This is a genomic window from Marinobacterium ramblicola, assembly GCF_019084545.1.
Taxonomy (GTDB): Bacteria; Pseudomonadota; Gammaproteobacteria; order Pseudomonadales; family Balneatricaceae; genus Marinobacterium_D; species Marinobacterium_D ramblicola.
In genome coordinates, this window is the sequence record NZ_JAHREP010000027.1 from 12,993 (window position 1) to 29,001 (window position 16,009).

Annotated in this window: 17 protein-coding genes; 8 read left to right on the forward strand and 9 right to left on the reverse strand. The window is 60.2% G+C overall.

The window, feature by feature from the left end; genetic code table 11:
* Window positions 1–28 precede the first annotated feature (28 nt).
* The 5 genes from phrB (at window position 29) to KQ940_RS23105 (ending at window position 4,706) form a co-directional block, all read left to right on the forward strand.
* On the forward strand, window positions 29–1,447 hold the full coding sequence (gene phrB, locus KQ940_RS18300) for a deoxyribodipyrimidine photo-lyase (protein WP_217415284.1): 1,419 nt from the start codon (window positions 29–31) through the stop codon (window positions 1,445–1,447).
* 69 nt (window positions 1,448–1,516) lie between these two features.
* A complete protein-coding gene (locus KQ940_RS18305; protein WP_217415286.1) occupies window positions 1,517–2,146 on the forward strand; it encodes a YigZ family protein in 630 nt (209 codons plus the stop codon).
* 17 nt (window positions 2,147–2,163) lie between these two features.
* Window positions 2,164–3,489 (forward strand): deoxyguanosinetriphosphate triphosphohydrolase, encoded by a 1,326-nt coding sequence (locus KQ940_RS18310; RefSeq protein WP_217415288.1) that lies wholly within the window; start codon window positions 2,164–2,166, stop codon window positions 3,487–3,489.
* 40 nt (window positions 3,490–3,529) lie between these two features.
* Complete coding sequence (locus KQ940_RS18315) at window positions 3,530–3,904, forward strand: translation initiation factor Sui1 (RefSeq protein ID WP_217415289.1); 375 nt, start codon at window positions 3,530–3,532, stop codon at window positions 3,902–3,904.
* Between the two features lie 40 nt (window positions 3,905–3,944).
* Window positions 3,945–4,706, forward strand: coding sequence for an aspartyl protease family protein (locus tag KQ940_RS23105; RefSeq protein WP_217415291.1), 762 nt, complete (start codon window positions 3,945–3,947; stop codon window positions 4,704–4,706).
* Here KQ940_RS23105 and KQ940_RS18325 read toward each other — a convergent pair.
* Window positions 4,703–5,662 carry a methylenetetrahydrofolate reductase gene (locus KQ940_RS18325; RefSeq protein ID WP_217415292.1) on the reverse strand — a complete coding sequence of 320 codons (960 nt, stop codon included), beginning with the start codon at window positions 5,660–5,662 and terminating at the stop codon, window positions 4,703–4,705. The two genes, KQ940_RS23105 and KQ940_RS18325, sit on opposite strands and share 4 nt — an antisense overlap.
* Window positions 5,663–5,989: 327 nt before the next feature.
* Here KQ940_RS18325 and KQ940_RS18330 point away from each other — a divergent pair, with 327 nt between their 5' ends.
* Window positions 5,990–7,126: a GGDEF domain-containing protein gene (locus KQ940_RS18330; protein ID WP_217415294.1), complete on the forward strand. Its 1,137-nt coding sequence runs from the start codon at window positions 5,990–5,992 to the stop codon at window positions 7,124–7,126.
* A 12-nt stretch (window positions 7,127–7,138) separates the two neighbouring features.
* On the opposite strand, the gene KQ940_RS18335 is transcribed toward KQ940_RS18330, so the two are convergent.
* Together KQ940_RS18335 and KQ940_RS18340 are read right to left on the reverse strand one after the other, a co-directional pair.
* Entirely contained in the window at window positions 7,139–8,476 is a 1,338-nt protein-coding gene (locus tag KQ940_RS18335; RefSeq protein WP_217415295.1) for a magnesium transporter, read from the reverse strand.
* 6 nt (window positions 8,477–8,482) lie between these two features.
* A complete protein-coding gene (locus KQ940_RS18340; RefSeq protein WP_217415297.1) occupies window positions 8,483–9,109 on the reverse strand; it encodes a DUF2238 domain-containing protein in 627 nt (208 codons plus the stop codon).
* A gap of 86 nt (window positions 9,110–9,195) precedes the next feature.
* Here KQ940_RS18340 and KQ940_RS18345 point away from each other — a divergent pair, with 86 nt between their 5' ends.
* Complete coding sequence (locus KQ940_RS18345) at window positions 9,196–9,744, forward strand: YaeQ family protein (protein WP_217415299.1); 549 nt, start codon at window positions 9,196–9,198, stop codon at window positions 9,742–9,744.
* Here KQ940_RS18345 and KQ940_RS18350 read toward each other — a convergent pair.
* Window positions 9,741–10,241 (reverse strand): GNAT family N-acetyltransferase, encoded by a 501-nt coding sequence (locus tag KQ940_RS18350; RefSeq protein WP_217415300.1) that lies wholly within the window; start codon window positions 10,239–10,241, stop codon window positions 9,741–9,743. The genes KQ940_RS18345 and KQ940_RS18350 overlap by 4 nt on opposite strands.
* 211 nt (window positions 10,242–10,452) lie before the next feature.
* On the opposite strand from KQ940_RS18350, the gene KQ940_RS18355 reads away from it, so the two are divergent.
* Complete coding sequence (locus KQ940_RS18355) at window positions 10,453–11,625, forward strand: DUF5610 domain-containing protein (protein WP_217415301.1); 1,173 nt, start codon at window positions 10,453–10,455, stop codon at window positions 11,623–11,625.
* 52 nt (window positions 11,626–11,677) lie between these two features.
* Here the strand turns inward: KQ940_RS18355 and KQ940_RS18360 are convergent, their stop codons facing one another.
* The 5 genes from KQ940_RS18360 to KQ940_RS18380 all read right to left on the reverse strand — a co-directional run bounded on the left by KQ940_RS18360 (window position 11,678) and on the right by KQ940_RS18380 (window position 16,007).
* Complete coding sequence (locus KQ940_RS18360; RefSeq protein WP_217415302.1) at window positions 11,678–11,986, reverse strand: MGMT family protein; 309 nt, start codon at window positions 11,984–11,986, stop codon at window positions 11,678–11,680.
* A gap of 25 nt (window positions 11,987–12,011) precedes the next feature.
* Window positions 12,012–13,058 (reverse strand): lipid A deacylase LpxR family protein, encoded by a 1,047-nt coding sequence (locus KQ940_RS18365; protein ID WP_343222686.1) that lies wholly within the window; start codon window positions 13,056–13,058, stop codon window positions 12,012–12,014.
* A 4-nt stretch (window positions 13,059–13,062) separates the two neighbouring features.
* Window positions 13,063–13,398, reverse strand: a complete 336-nt coding sequence (locus KQ940_RS18370; RefSeq protein WP_217415303.1) for a YdbL family probable chaperone protein — start codon at window positions 13,396–13,398, stop codon at window positions 13,063–13,065.
* A gap of 14 nt (window positions 13,399–13,412) precedes the next feature.
* Window positions 13,413–13,610, reverse strand: a complete 198-nt coding sequence (locus KQ940_RS18375; RefSeq protein ID WP_217415306.1) for a YnbE family lipoprotein — start codon at window positions 13,608–13,610, stop codon at window positions 13,413–13,415.
* 75 nt (window positions 13,611–13,685) lie between these two features.
* Window positions 13,686–16,007, reverse strand: coding sequence for an intermembrane phospholipid transport YdbH family protein (locus KQ940_RS18380; protein ID WP_217415308.1), 2,322 nt, complete (start codon window positions 16,005–16,007; stop codon window positions 13,686–13,688).
* Between the last annotated feature and the right edge of the window lie 2 nt (window positions 16,008–16,009).

A 16,009-nucleotide genomic window follows, 5' to 3' on the forward strand; every position in this document is an offset into this window, starting at 1 on the left:
ATCGCACTGAGCCTAGGGATGTTTGGAGATGACAACCCCTGTACGTCTGGTCTGGTTGCGCAACGATCTGCGCCTGACCGATAACCCGGCCCTTCACCATGCCTGCCGTGACGACGCCGCTGTCGTGCTGGTGGTGGCTCTGACGCCCGAGAGCTGGCACGCGCATGGCGAGTCGCCGGCTCGGATGGGGCTATGGCACGATCAACTGAGCTCCCTGCTGCCAGAGTGTGAACGGTTGAACCTGCCGCTACGCGTGCTACGCCTGCAGCGCTTCGCCGACTGTGCCTCGGCACTGGTCGATCTGGCGCGCCAGCTCGGTGCCAGCGAGCTCTGCTTCAACTACGAGTACCCGCTGAACGAGCGCAATCGCGACGCGCAGGTGTGTCGTGCATTGGAGAGTGCCGGGATTACCACACGCGCTTTCCATGGCGAGCTGATCATTCCGCCGGGCCAGGTCCAGACCGGGCAGGGCGGAATGTTCAAGGTCTACACCCCGTTCAGCAACGCCTGGCGCCGGCGGTTGGCCGATTTCGACTCGCCGGTTTTACCCTGTCCTGCGGCCAGGCGTGGGACGGTATGTGCCAATGATCCACTACCTGCGGATCTTGGCTATAGAGCGCTTTACTATCGCCGGGATCTTTGGCTGGCGGGCGAAGATAACGTCAGTGAACGGCTGAACACCTTCGTGCGTGAGCGGGCGCAGGACTACGCCCGCAAACGGGACTTTCCGCAGACCGATCCCGAGGCGGAAGGGACATCGAGGCTGTCCCCCCACCTGAGCATCGGTGCCTTGTCGCCTCGCCAATGTCTGGCGGCCCTCAGGTCCGAAAGCGACGACCCGGACTGGCTGCACTCAAGCTGGTTGAACGAGCTGATCTGGCGTGAGTTCTACCGCCATCTGCTGGTGGCCTATCCCGGTCTGTCACGGCTGGAGCCGTTCCGCCCCGAGGTGGAGGCGAAGATCAGCTGGCAACAGGATGAGCGGGCGTTTCAGGCCTGGTGCCGGGGCGAAACCGGGTTTCCGATTGTCGATGCGGCGATGAAGCAGTTGTTGGAGACCGGCTGGATGCATAACCGGCTACGAATGGTGGTGGCCTCCTATCTGACCAAGTTGCTGCGGATCGACTGGCGTCGTGGCGCCGACTTCTTCATGCGCCACCTGATCGACGGTGATTTCGCCTCCAACCTGGGCGGCTGGCAGTGGAGCAGCTCGGTGGGGGCCGACGCGGCTCCCTACTTTCGAATCTTCAATCCTCAGGCCCAGGGCGAAAAGTTCGATCCGGACGGCGCGTTTGTAGCGCACTGGCTTCCCGAGCTGTGCGGCATCGAACCGGGCAAATTGCGTCAGCAGCCCGGTGCCGGCTCCGCCCAGGGGCGTCCCAAGCCGGTCATCGACTATAAAGCAGCGAGGCAAGCCGCATTGGATGACTATCAGTCGGGTCGATGACTATCCGTTTGGCGGATGAATCCTTAACATATCCACCGCGAGCGACAACCGATCTGTGCGGAGAGCTGAGTGGCGGATAATGCAGTAACTGAGGGCTACCGGGTACCGGCGGCCCAATTCGAGGTGGTAATCGAGGTCAAGAGGAGCCGTTTTATCGCCACGGGAGTGCCGGTCGGCTCGGAATCCGAGATGCGTGCCTTCATCCAGTCTCAGCGCCAGCGTTTTCCCTCCGCCAACCACCACTGCTCGGCCTATGTGATTGGTCAACCGGCCCATCCTCGCGCGGCGGGCAGTGATGACGATGGCGAGCCCTCGGGCACCGCAGGCAAACCGATGCTCAATGTGCTGATGGGGCAGGGGGTAGGCGACTGCTGCGTGGTAGTTACCCGCTTTTTCGGCGGTATCAAACTCGGTGCCGGCGGTTTGGTGCGCGCCTATGGTGGTGCGGTAAAGGAGCTGCTGTCCAATTGGCCGCTTGAACAGCGCGAGCCGATGGCCGCTGTCGCGCTGGAGTTCGCCTACGATCAGCAGGGCGGTATCGATGCTCTGCTTAACCGTTTCGAGGCCAGTGTCGACGGGAGTGAATATGGTGCTGCCGTCGCCCTGCAACTAACCCTGCCGCAGCGGAGTCTCGCTGGTTTTTGTGCCGCGCTGGATGAGCGCGCCCATCTGGGTGTGGTATACAGGACGCTATACTGAACACCGAGGAGATCAAGATGCAGATGCAGTGGTCCCAACTGCTGACCACCAAGCGCTACGGGCATGAGCAGCTCCGCGACGATGAGCTGGGGCGCAGCCATTTCCACAAGGATCATGACCGCATCATCTTCTCCAGTGCGTTTCGCCGCCTGGGTCGCAAGACCCAGGTACACCCGATGGCGCTCAACGATCATATCCACACCCGGCTGACCCATTCGATGGAGGTGGGTAGTCTGGGCCGCAGCCTGGGTATTCGCGTTGGCGAGCTGATCGCTGATCAACTGCCGCCCTGGGTCAGTGCCTACGATATCGGCATGATCGTGCAGTCCGCTTGTCTGGCACACGATATCGGTAACCCCCCGTTCGGGCATGCCGGCGAGTATGCGATACGGGACTGGTTCCGCCGTCGCGGCGATGACCCGCGTTTCGCGGGTCTCAGCCAGGGGGAGCGCCTGGATCTGCAGACCTTCGAGGGCAATGCCCAGGGGTTCCGCGTGGTGACCCGGATTGAAAACAACCTGTTCGACGGCGGGCTGCGCCTGACCTACCCGACGCTCGGCGCGCTGCTGAAATATCCCTGGACCGCCGAACGGGGCGGAAAGAAGGGCAAGTTCAGCTGTTTCCAGACGGAGGTGGAGATCCTCAATGCCCTGGGGCGGGAGCTGGGGCTGATCAAGCTGGGCGAGAACTGCTGGAGCCGCCACCCGCTGGCGTTCCTGATGGAAGCCGCGGACGATATCTGTTACGCGATCCTGGACCTGGAGGATGCGATCGAACTGCATCTTTTGAGCTTCGATGAGGTCAAACCCATACTGCTGGAGATGTGCGGCGACCTGGAGTTCGACGACGAGATCTTCGCCAGTCAGGCGTCGGCGCGGCGCAAGATATCGGCCTTGCGCGGCAAGGCGATGGAGAACATGGTTAACTCGGTGGTGATCGCCTTTATGGATAACCTGCCGGCGATCATGCGCGGCGACTATCATGGCGAGCTGGTCAGCGATGGTGACCCGATGGTCCGCGACGGCATCGCGCGTGCCAAACAGCTGGCGCGGGAGCGGGTGTTTCCCGATACCCGCAAGGCGGAGCTGGAGGTGGGGGCTTATACCACGCTCGGCGTACTGCTTGAGGCGTTTATCGAGGCGGTATGGGAGCTGCACAGCGAGGGTCCGGAAGAGTTGGGCTATCGCAGCCAGAAGATCCTCAGCCTGATGGGGATCCACGCGCCGGCGCCCGATCTGCCGCTGTACCAATGCTACATACGTGCGCTCGATTTTATTGGTGGCATGACCGACACCTATGCCACCTACCTGGCCCGTCAGATTGGTGGCGGTATCGGGCTTTAACGATCTGTTAACTGAAACACAAAGCGATTAGGGTTTAGTCATGTCATCACTGCAGGATCAACTCAGCCGTCTGGTCTACTCCACCGATAAGGGGCGCCTCTGTCCCGAGTGCGGCAAGGAGCTAACGGCGTGTATCTGCGATGAGCTGGCCGATCAGCAGCGTTTGGCGGGGCTGGATGGCATCGTGCGTATCCGCCGCGAAACCTCGGGCCGTAAGGGCAAGGGCGTTACCACGATCAGTGGCGTGCCGCTGGCGGAACAGGAACTCAAAGCGCTGCTCAAACGCCTGAAACAGCGTTGCGGCACCGGGGGGGCGCTCAAGGATGGTGTGCTAGAAATACAGGGAGATCATCGTGAACCGATTAAACAGTTACTGGAATCCGAAGGGTTCAAGGTCAAGCTTGCCGGTGGATGAAACCACTGCAAGGTTCAGATTGTATGCAGCCGGCGGTCAAGTGATTGGGTGGCTGTTACCGGCGCTGCTGGTTGCGGCGATCTCTTTGCCGGCGACGGCGGAGATCTACCACTACGTCGATGAGCGCGGGCGCAAGGTCTATGTGAACCGCGAGAGCCAGATTCCGCACCAGTACCGCGAAAAGGTGGAAACCCGCAGCGAGGCCGGGACGATGAACAGCCATCAGGATCCGTCGCCACGGGAGCAGCAGCTGAACCACCTGCGTCGGCAGATCGACGACTCACTGGCCTCGGTCGAGAAAGCGATCACCGAGTTGGAGACGCCGGTCAAGGTGATCGGCAACGGTGTGATCTTGCCGGTCAGGGCCGTGTACGGCGCACGTCGGGCGGACACCCACATGCTGCTTGATACCGGGGCCTCCGGCACGGTATTCCACCGTGATGCGCTGAAAGGCCTGAACGGATCCACCTACCGGGCGGGGCAGGCGCGCGTCGCCAGCGGCGAGGTGATCGACGTGCATGCGATCAACCTGGACCGGATCGAGATCGGTCCGTTCAAGATCAAATCGGCGCGGGCGATGGTGATCGATCCGGTCGGGCGCTCCAACCATGACGGCCTGCTGGGCATGGATTTTCTGCGTCAGGTGCACTATCGCATCGATTTCGAGCGCAACCTGATTATCTGGGAGCCGGAGCGATATGCAGAATTGAAGGTCAAGCGCGAGGCGCTGCTGGCGCAGCAGAAAATGAAGGCCAATGAGCTGATCGAATCACTGACCTCCCAGGAGCAGCAGCCGGATTAGCCCTTCAACTGCTGCTCGGCCAGTTTCAGGTCCAGGGTGGCCTTGAGCAGGCGATAGAGCTGAATGGAGGCGTCGATCTCCTCCTTGCGGTTGGTCAGACTCTCGATATTAAGCCCCAGCGGCAAGCCGAGCGGAACGCAGGCCTCCAGAATCTGATCCAGGCTGTTCTGACAGATGCGGATCGACTCCGCCAGCGGGTTTGCCGCATCCAGAATACGCCAGCGCGTTGCCGGTGGTACCGAGATTCCCAACCACTCCATAAACTCCAGTGTCTGGGCACTGCCGCAGGGGGTGAAGGTCAGCACGATGCGCTTGGGAGCGATCCCCTGCTCGCGGCAGCTACGGGCGTAACTGGCCAGCAGATCGATCGTCGCCTGCGGGTTGTAGACCGCCTGGGAGACGAAAAACTCCACGCCGTTGCTCTGCTTGTTGAGCAGACGCTCATGCTCGTTGCCTTTCAGTGCATGGCGCTCGGCAATGGTGACGCCGCCGAGATGGAAGGGGTATCGGTGTGCGTTCAGGGCGGCGTAGGCCTCGGGCAGCGTCAGGCGAATGTCGCCCTCCGACGATGGGCTTCCGACCAGAACAAGATTGCGTAATCCGTACTCATTCCAGGCTTCATCCAGCCAGTGCTCGAAATCCGCACGGTCACGCTGCGCCACGCTTTTATAGGTGATCGTCTCGCGGTTGGACAGATCGGCAATCAGACGTGAGTACTCCCGAGGATCCCGTGTCTCCTTGAACGGAAAGGGGCGGGGAGTATCGATACGTGCGCTCTCATCCTGAATGTCGTAGATGATCAACCCGTCATACTCCAGAGACGCAAGCCTGGACAACAGCTTTCCGGCGATCTCCCGCATCTGCTCGTCGCTGGTGCTATCCCGTGGCGGCGTGGTTCCGATGAAGTAGACCCCCCGGCTGGGGTCGGCAAATTTGTCGCGCAGGCTCTGATGCATGTCGGTTTTCCGTTATCTCGTTTAGCTGGCATGCATTATAAATGTGAATCGAATTCAGATCTTTTAGTTATATGATGAAATCTTCTGCAGTTAATGTGAAAGCGCTTCATATCCGTTTCAACTGCAACTCACCAAGACTACTGTCGACCCTTGGCATATAACCGCTGCCTAGCGGTAATCGCTGGCCAATTTAATGGCGTAGTGTTATACCCAATGGAATTGGTCGGGTATGTTCGACGTCGGGTATGTCCTATGACGTTTCATCGGGGATAAACCGGGTGCAAGGCTCGACTCAAGCCAAGGGACTGTTAACCAGAGGGACGTTGTATGAAGCAGACAGACCAGACATTGCTGGAGCAGCTTCGTATCACCGAGTTCGAGATCGAAAATCGTCAGCGCCTGTTCATGATTTCAGAGCGTGATATCAAGCTGATAGTCGATGCGAGGAAGATTGTTGAGGCTGGTCTTAGCGGTATCGTCGATACCTTTTATGAGATGCAGACCAATACGCCCGAGATCGCGCTGCTGATCGGAGATGCCGACACACTGCAGCGCCTGCGCAATGCCCAGCAGCGCTATATTTCGGATCTGTTCAGCGGTGTATACGACATCGACTACGTCAACAACCGCCTGCGCATCGGACTGGTACACAAGCGTATCGGCGTCGACACCAAGCTCTACCTCTCCGCCGTCTATACCCTGAAGAGCCTGATCAACGATTACCTGAGCCGCCATATCGACGACATCCAGGTGCGGGCCGATACACTCTCCGCACTGGAAAAGGTGTTCATGTTCGACATCACCCTGGTGTTCGAAACCTATATCCGCAGCCTGTTGTCCGAGATCGAGACATCGCGTGAGAAGTCGGAAGAGTATGCGCGCATACTGGAGGACAAGGTGCGTGAGCGCACGCACCAGCTGGAACGGATGGCACGAACCGATCCGCTGACCGGTCTGCAGTCGGTGCGCTATCTTAACGAAGCCCTGACCCGCTATCTGCGCATGGCGGAGAATCGGCAGGAGATGCTGAGTCTGGTCTATATCGATATCAATGATTTCAAACTGTTCAATGATACCGAGGGGCATCAGCGGGGTGATGAGATACTGCGCAATGTGGGGCAGGCGATCCTGCAGGTATCACGTAATGAGGATAGTGCATTCCGCTACGGCGGTGACGAGTTCTGTGTAGTGCTTCCCCGTTGCAATGCCGAACAGGCGCGGGATATCTGCGTCAGCCGTTTGCTCGGAGCGTTGGTGGAGGTGGATGAGGCGATTCAACTCAGTATCGGTATCGCCCAGGCGGGCCCCGGCAGTTACCCCAGTGCCGGTCAGCTGCTCAGTCAGGCCGATCGCGCCATGTACCAGCACAAGGCGGAGCAGAAGGGGGAGGATCCGGATCTGCCCAGTAGTAGCAAGGGGGCTTCGGTCAGGCTGGTGGGCGGTCAGGACAAGAGCGGTGATTAAACAAGCGGCCGATCAGGTCAGGAACAGCGAGCCCAGCCCCAGGAATACGACAAACCCGACCACATCGGTGACCGTGGTCAGGATCACCGAACCGGACAGCGCAGGGTCGACCTTCAGTCGCTGCAGCAGCACCGGCACCATGACACCGGACAGGGCCGCGACGGCGATATTGACCACTATCGCCAGCGAGATCACCAGGCCAATGCCGGGACTCGAAAACCAGTAGGCGGCGACAAAACCGATCACCAGCGCCCAAAGTACGCCGTTAAGACCGCCGACGCTGAGCTCCTTGCGCAGTAGCGGCCTGATATTGGCGGCGCTGATCTGGCCTAGCGCTAATCCACGGATAATCAGCGTCAGCGTCTGGCTACCGGCAATGCCGCCCATCGACGCCACCACCGGCATCAACACCGCGAGGGCCACGACCTGCTGCAGTGTGCCTTCAAACAGGCCGATCGCCCAGGACGCCAGAAATGCGGTGAGCAGGTTGATGCCGAGCCAGGTGGCGCGACGGCGTGAGCTGCGCATCACCGGCGCGAACAGGTCCTCCTCCTCGTCAAGACCGGCACTGGCCATCAGTTTGCTTTCGTAGTGTTCGTGAAGCAGTTCAAGGGCCAGGGTTTGGGTCATCCGGCCCAGCAATCGGTTGCTTTCATCCACCACCGGCAGGGCGCTGACCTCCGCATGCTCGAATGCTTCGCTGGCATCGCGCAGTGAGGTGGTAGCCAGCAGGGGTTCAAACTCCTCGTCCTCAAGCTCCACCAGCGACAGATGGTCGGGTTGGCCGAACAGGGCGTGGGTCTCCACCGCTCCGGCATAGCGGCCGGTGCGGTCGACCAGCCACAGGTGCTGGGTATGCAGCGGAGTCTCGCGCCGCAGCAAGCGCACGGCGTCCCGCACCCGGCTGTTTTGCGGCAGGATCAGCAACTGATGATCGACGTAACGCCCGATGGCGTTTTCGGCGTACTGCGCCGATCGTTCGTAGTGCTCGCGCTGACGTTCGTCCATGCGCGCCAACGCGATATCGACCACATCGCCTGGCAGCGATTCGGCCAGCTCGATCAGGGTCTCGGCGTCCAGGTCGGAGATCAGCTGATCCAGTGCCTGGCTGTCGAAGTCACGCAACAACGAAGCCCGGGCTTCGGTACGCATCTCGACCAGAACATCGACGCGCTGGTTAACCGGTACCTGTGCCCAGCAATCGGCACGCGCTTCACGCGGCAGGGATTCCAGCAGCAAGGCGAGCTGATCCGGCTCCAGATCCTCCGATACCTCGGCGTAGAGGTTGGCGTCGACCTCATCTTCGCTACGAATAAGCTGCTCTATGCGTTGGGTGATCTCTTCGCTCATCGTCGGTTACGCAGAGTCGGTGGATGGAGGTACGGGAAAGCGGGCAAGGCGCGCCAGCTGGCGATCATGATAACGGTGTAGCGTAATCAGTGCGAGCAGGGCTCCGATCAGGGCCATCAGCATGTCAGACTGGGTGTCCCAGACATAGCCTTGGGTGCCGAGGAAAGCGTCAGCCGCCTCGTTCGAGGCCAGTGCGACCCACCATTCGATCAGCTCGTAGAACGCGCTAAGCGCCAGGCAGAAGCAGACGACAAAGAAATCGGTCCAGATCCGGCCATTGATAAGCTTCAGGCGCAGGATCACTTCACGGGCGCACAGGGCGGGTACGAAGCCCTGGGCCAGGTGTCCCAGTTTGTCGTAGTTGTTGCGACTCTGGCCCAGCCATTCGGCGATCCAGTCGAACAGCGGGACTTCGGCGTAGGTGTAGTGCCCGCCAACCATCAAGATCAGGCTGTGCAGGAGAATCAGCCAGAGGGTCAACGGGGTCAGCGGAAAGCGGTGGCGGGTACACCACAGCAAGCCGAGCGCGGCCAGCGCCGGGGCGACCTCAAGAAACCAGGTCAGGCGGTCCTTCGGGTCCCACCCGGACCAGAGCAACACCAGCGTAAATATCAGTATCCATAGAGGGGGCATGGCGCTATCCTTCCGCTTCGCAACCCTGACATCAGTTTTAGACTAGTATAATACTGGCGTGCGCAGACCTCGGGATCAACAGTCAGATGGCACTGAAATCAACTATTTATAAAGCGATACTGAATATATCCGATCTTGATCGGCACCATTACGCCGACTATTCGCTGACGCTGGCCCTGCATCCGTCGGAGACCGAGGAGCGGTTGATGATGCGTTTGCTGGCGTTTGCACTTTACGCCGATGAGAAGCTGAGTTTCACCCGCGGCCTGTGCGTCGATGATGAGCCTGACCTTTGGCAACATGCGCCCAATGGCGAGATCGAACGCTGGATCGAGGTCGGTTTGCCCAGTGAGAAGCGACTGCGCAAGGCCTGTTCCCGTGCCCAGGAGGTGATACTGCTGGTCTACGGCAGCGATCAACAGGTGGAACCTTGGTGGCAGGGGATACGCCGTTCACTGACCCGGTTCGACAACCTGAGATTGCTGCGCATTGCCGAAGCGGAGAGTGCGGCGTTGACCAAGCTGGCGGCGCGGCAGATGCGCTTGCAGTGTACTGTTCAGGATGGCCAGCTCTGGTTTACCGGCGATGCCGGCAGCGCTGATCTTACGCCCACTTCGCTGAATCCCTTGGCTTAGTCGCGCAATACTTTCTGCCAGAACATCGCCCGGCCGGTCTCGGGATCGAGCTCGTAACCCGCATAACCGCAGCGCCGGTAGACGGTCTGGGCCCGGGTGTTGTTCTCCAGTACTTCCAGGGTCAACTTGCAACAGCCGGTGCGGCGGGCGATCCCCTCCGCCGCTTCCAGTAGCTGATCCGCCAGCCCCAGGCCGCGATAGCCCTCAGCCACGATCACATCGTGGATGTTGAGCAGTGGGGCGCAGGCAAAGGTGGAGAAGCCCTCGAAGGCGTTCAGCAACCCGGCTGGCTTGCCATCGCAATAGGCGATCAGGCTGTAGCTATCGCTGCGCTGTGCCAGAGCCTGCGGCAGGCGTTCGAGGATATCGTCCGGCAGGGGTTTACCGCCACCCATCGGGTCTTTGGCGTAGGCGTTTAGCAACTGTCTGAACGCGTCTGCCTGTTCGGTCAGCCCCAGGTCCGCTTCGATAATCTCAATAGTGGGGGCTATGGGCATGGGCTCTTTCTCCGGATGCTGACTGAACGGTTGAAATTACTCTCCGTAAGGTGCGCTGACAAGCAACCATTGACCGCGGTGCTGTTTAAACGATTGTATTAAAGTTTTCTGCTGGTTAACCGATAACCACTTTGTTGTATTCAGTCTGTACCCCTCCTGTTTTGCACAGGCTAGACTGAAGTCTGAAAACTCAAAATTCGCGGAGCTTCCCGTGGTTAATATCTACTTCCCTTCGTCGGGTCTTCAGACTCAGACCCAAACCCCGGTCGTCAATCGTAGCAGCGATAGCACCTCGACCAGCGGACAGCGCCAGGCGATCGACACGCTGCTCGATAAGTTGGCCGAGAATATCCCCGATATGAGCAGCGATGAGCTGAAAGCGCTGAACGGTGCCGATTTTACGCCGGAAAAAGTTGCTGCGCGCATCAGTGACTTCGTTGCTGCAGGTCTGGCGGCGGCGGCGCAGCGGGGCGCCAGCGACGAGCATCTGAAGCAGATGTACCAGTCCGCCATCGAGGGGGCTGAAGCGGGGTTTGCGCAGGCGCGTGACGTGCTCGATCAGCTCGGCGTACTGCAGGGGGAGGTTGCCGCTCAAGTGGATGAGACGGAGAGCGCCACGCGGGATGCCCTGGCCGCGATTGCGCCGGGTGGCAGCGCGCCCGTGTTTTCGAGCGACAGTGTGCGGCTGGGTATCGTCGAGCGCTTCAGCAATGCCGAGGATATGGAGTTGACCATGCGGACTCAGGATGGGGATGAGGTAACCGTGCGCTTCTCGCGCAGCCAGCAGCAGGAGAGCGCCCTGGCCGCACAGCGGGATGGTGAAGGCGGGCTGGCGGCAAGTTTCAGTCTCAGTCGTTCAGAGAGCAGCGAATACCGTTTCAGTATCGAGGGTGACCTGGATGAGGGTGAACTCGATGCACTGAATAACCTGATCAAGGATATATCCAATCTTGCCGATGAGTTTTTCGACGGCGATGTACAGAAGGCGTTTGAACAGAGCGCGGGCTTGAACTTCGACAGTTCCGAGCTGGCCTCGATGAGCTTGACGATGAGTTACAGCCGTCAGTATGCCAGCGCGGTGAGCTACGAGCAGGTGCAGCAGCTGGATCAGCCGCAGGACCGGCCGGGGCTCAGGCTGGGTCACCTTATGAAGTCGCTGGCCGAGAGCGTCGGTGCTCCGTCGCTGGGTTTCCTCGGTGCGCCGGGGCAATTCGGCCGCGAACTGCTCTCGGGTTTGATCCAGCAGGACAGCCGTTACCAGGATGCCCCGGAGGAGCAGCAGGAGGCGTACGACAGCAACCTGTCGCGACTGATTGATGCCGTACTGCCGCTGCAGGAGCGCGAGCCGACAGCGCCGTTGGCGCCTGAAAGCTCAGACCAGTAAAGGTGTGCCACTGAGTAAAGGTGCGCCACTGGTTGGCGTATCAGCGGGGGCATTACTGGAAACCGTACAGGCTGAAGGAGAGCCTGCCGTGGCGGAAGATAACACCCTCGGCGCTCAATCGCTCTATCTGCCTGTTATAGGCATCACTGCCTTTGGGAAATGAGGACTCACCCCTGGCATTCACGACCCGGTGCCAGGGCAGCGTGGTATCTTTCGGCAGTTTTTTCAGCGTTGTTCCGACGTAGCGGGCGTGGTTGGGGTAACCCGCCAGTTTGGCGATCTGACCGTAGGTCGCCACCCTGCCCACGGGAATCGAGGCGACAATCTGCCAGATCAGTTCGTTTAGCGCTACCGTCTGCATTCTCGGTACCATTCAGCGGATAGATTCAGAGCGAATAGGATAGTGCGATAGAGCCGAACTTGTGGCCTCCGTCCTGACCTTTGAACTGTTCGGTGCGGTAGTAGCGCGCCAATGACAGCTTCCAGCGATCCCAGGTAGCGGCGACGCCCCAGGCGGCATCACCGACCAAAGGCTTTTTGTCTACCGAGTGGCTGTCGCGGAAGCTGTTGCCGTCAAGGAAGATATCCTGCAGAATCCAACGCCCATCCAGCGAGAGGAAGGCGTGAATCCCCCACTCATTGTGCAGTCTGGGGTCCACCGACATCGGTGTGCTGTTGTCGCCGCCGGTACGCAGGGCGGAGGTGCCGAAATCCTGCGGCAGGTTGTAGCCGATGCGGTATTCTGCGCCGCTGTTCAGGTAGGTGGCGACGTTACCGAGGCTACCGCCGGCATGACCGATCAGGTCGTGTTGAAAGTTGTCGATCAGACCACCGAACATCAACCGCTGCTTGTACTCATAGATCAGCTGTATGCCGGGCTCGTTGTGCAGTTGATTGTCCCAACCCTTGAATTGCTTGAAGCCGCGCAGGTCGTGGATGAAGTCCTGGCTCTCCTCGGCCATCGACCAGGGGCCGACCACGCCCAGGTTGGCCTCGAACGAGTTGAGCTTGTGCCGGGTTTGCGTGTGGTAACCAAAACCCAGATAGAGCCAACCGGCGTAGGGGCGGTCGTCGGGGTCGAGCGTGGTACGGTCCCGGTCGGCCGGGGTATACATCTGCTGGCCAAGGGTGACGATCAGCCGGCGGCTCGGCTCTTTTTCAAACTTGGCCGGCTGCGGGTCGAGCACGCTCAGCGCCCGGTTGGCGCTGCGGATCCAGCCGGGAATCGCCCGGTCATCGATGAAGCTGTCGATCACCGGCGATACCCAGGATGCGCGAACGCCATTGGTATACTGCTGGTCGGTATCGGCGAACAGGTCGTTCTCCAGATACAGATTCAGCGTCCAGCTATCGTCCCCAGGCTGAGCCAGGCTGGCGGTCGGCACGCTGCCAAGCAGCAGCGCACCGACAAGAGCGGCATGCTTGCTAGACACGGCGTTACTTCTTCAGCCACTTGCCGTCGGGTGTGCGCACATATTCACCATCGGCGGCACGTTTGATCAACCGCTCGCCGGTGCGCAACTCCATGATCTTCAGCTCCACGCCCGCCTCTTTGGCTTTCTCGATATAGAGCGCTTTGCGCTGAGTGTTGATATCGTTGACCAGCGCTTTTACTTCGCCATTCGGGCTGCCGGTCACGATGCCGAGATAGCCGCTGCTCTGCTCGCCTACCAGGCCCTGAGCCTTGGCTTCGTCCAGTGTCAGTGCAAAGGCGGGACTCGCCAGCAGGATCAGCAGTGCAGCAAGGGCTGCGCGCAGGTTAATCGCTTTCATGATGCATTCCTTCCTCAGAATAGATCGCTGTTCTCTTCAAGCAGGGTGTCGATCTGCTTGTCCACCTTGACCAGAATCTCATGCTCAACCTTGACGTTCAGGTTGATCGTGATCGGGTCCGAGGGGGCGGCAAGCTGCACCGTGGGTGTACAGGCGGTTGTCATTAGCAGGGCTGTCGGCAGAGCGAGCCAGAACGAACCTTGTTTCAGCATAGTCGGAACTCCTCCGCGGTTAGTGTGTTTGTCATTCAGATACTCTCATGGCCGAGCTTAATCGGGTCTTAAGGCTCAGCGCGTCAGCTGTTTTTGCAGCGACTCACCGATCCGTTGTGAAATCTGCAGCGATCTTAACAGCTGTAACAGGTTCTCCTCGATATTGAGCGTGAGATCGATCGGGCGCCCCTGCTGCCAGTCTGGGTTCTGACCCCGAAGTCGGCTGTTCAGTTCCAGATCGCCGTTGGGCGCATAGTGAACATCCAGATCCAGCTGATCCAGTTGCAGGTTGCTCAGGGCCGACAGCGCGAGTTGCAGGCCCGGGTTGGATTGTGCCGCCAGCTCCAGCTCGGCGCTGGGTTGATAACGGATCCAGCCGGGAGTATCGCTGCTGATATGACCCGCGCGGATCTCGATATCCCGGCCCTCTATCCTGATCGGCAGCCTTCCGCTGAGCGCGGTTTCGCCGGTCAAACCCGGCTGCTGGTACAGGCGCAATGCCTCGCTGAGCTGAATCTGCTCCAGCGTCGCGGTGGTTGTGAAATTGGGGGCTGTCGGGTCGAAGGTGATGGTCGGCAGCTCGATCCGTCCGCCCAGCAGGTTCAGTGTCAGTGGTTGTGTCGTCAACTGCGAGTTGCCGGCCCGATTCTGTCGATAGGCATAGGCAAGTCGTATATCGCTGATATCGATTCCGGTACGTACCTGGTCTGTATGCAATACGCCGCTGGAACTTAGGCTGCCGTCGGGCCGGTAGTGCAGGTCGAGATCGGCATCAAGGCCGTTGGCCTCGATATGGTCTGCCCAGGTCAGATCGGTGCTGCGCAGGGCAACCTCTGCCGACAGCGCCGCGTTGCCTGGGGAGGGGCCGGCCAGATGACCGTTGAGTCTGAGCTCGCCGCGATTGAGAATCAGATCGGATGGCCACTGTGCCAGCCATTGTCGAAGCATGGGCTGCAGGCTGGGCAGATTCAACGGGGCTGCATGCCAGTCGGCGCGGAAATCGGTATCGGTGAGCCGCCAGTCGGCGTTCAGCTCGATCTGTGGTGAGCGGGCCCGCAGTTGCAGGGTGCCGTGTGTCCTTTCGGGTTGCCATTGACCATGCAGTTGAACGGCGCTGCTCGGCAGGCTTTTGTTGGTTACGGCCAGATCCAGCTTCTCGCCGTTGAGCTGGAACTGCACGGCAAGTGGCTCGGGTTGGAGCTCCAGCCGGGCGGTAAGCGGCGATAGCGAGACCGAGTCCAGTCCATCCAGCGCTACACCCTTGGGCGTAATCTGCAGCTGGATCGGACCAGGCGCGGGGCGGGATTCGCCAAGCCTGTGGGTCAGTTTGAAAGGCTGCTTGAGTTGCAGGCCGACATCCTGCACCGACCAGCCGGGGCCGTGCAGTCCGGACAGATCGAGTCCACTGCCGGGCAGAATCTGCAGTTGCAGTTCGGATTGGGCCAGGCTGGCGTGGGTGGCCAGTTGCAGATCCGTACTTGCGGCTTTGAACTCATCGACTGCTACAGCGCCGCTGCGCAGATCCAGGTTGGCGGTAAGCTCCGCCGAGATCGCCCGAATAAGTTGCTCACTATCCAGTGGCAGTTGCGCCGGCCAGGCTGTCGTCAGTTTCGTATTCAGGCGCCCTTCGGTCAGGCTGATGGGGGTGTCCGGGATCAGGGTGTGCAGCCATTGTTGCAGCGGGAGCAGTTCGATTTCACTGCTCAGCGACGCGCCCCATTCATCCCCCTCCGTATTCAGTTCGCCGCTGACCCGGACCATGGGGCGGTTGTCGCGCAGCAGGGCCAGCTCCAGCTGTCGATCGGCGTGGAGGAGCAGATCCAGGTAGACCGGTGCCAGCGTTTCCTGCTGTTGCGGTGTAACCTCCAGCCGCAGGCGACTGAGCAGCAGCTGGCGGGTGAGGTCGATATTGCCCTGCGCTTTAAGGCTGGGCTGGTCAGGCGCCCGGTAGTCGATGCTGACTTCGCCGAGCACCAGGCGCCGGGCCGGTGCATACTGGAACAGCAGTGCCGGCGGCACCTGGTTGAGATCGAAACTGTCGCGGGCACTGGTCTCTATTCTGGCTTCGATACTGCGCTCGGCGGTGATCCCGATCTGCATGCGCGGAATGCGGATCTCGCTGATTTCGCGGTTCAGCAACAACCGGCCGGGATCGAACAGGATGTGGATGTTGCGTGCATTCAGGCTGATCTGGCGCTCGTCGCCGCGCTGGGTCAGCGACAGCGAGGGGATCAGGAGCTCATTCCAGCCGGGGTGACTGAGCTCTATCCGGGGTTCATGAAAGCCCTGCTCGCTAAGCCACTGTTCGATCAACGAGCGGGCAACGTAGGGCAGGGCCGTATAAAGCACAAGGAGCAGCAGGGGGACGGGTAGCAGCCACCACAGCAGTTTTCGCATCT